Below are 319 nucleotides of genomic sequence, written 5' to 3' on the forward strand. Positions count from 1 at the left end.
GGGGGGGGGGGGGGGGGGAGGGGGGGGCGGGGGCGCGCGCCGGCCCCCCTGCGGGGAGAGCCAGCCCCACCAACACAACACCCCGCCCCCCCCGGCCCCGCCACCACAAAACACCCAACCAAAAAAAAAAAACCAACGCCACCCAACCCCCACAAAACCAAGGCAAACAAAAAAATAAAAAAAAAACCCCACCCACCACCCCCCCCCCCCACCACCCCCCCCCACCCCCCCCCCCCCCAGCGACCCCTCCACCGGTTCAACCACCACAACAACAGAACCTACCCGACACAGGCCGCAATTTAAACAAACAACACCACAA

General features: G+C 65.2%; 1 protein-coding gene. It reads right to left on the reverse strand.

What is annotated here, in order from left to right:
* Positions 1–199 (reverse strand): hypothetical protein (locus PUR61_RS01090; RefSeq protein ID WP_329874655.1); only part of this gene is annotated, 199 nt, incomplete at its 3' end.
* Positions 200–319: the final 120 nt, after the last annotated feature.

The sequence above is a fragment of the Streptomyces sp. BE20 genome, from assembly GCF_036322525.1.
Classification (GTDB): domain Bacteria; phylum Actinomycetota; class Actinomycetes; order Streptomycetales; family Streptomycetaceae; genus Kitasatospora.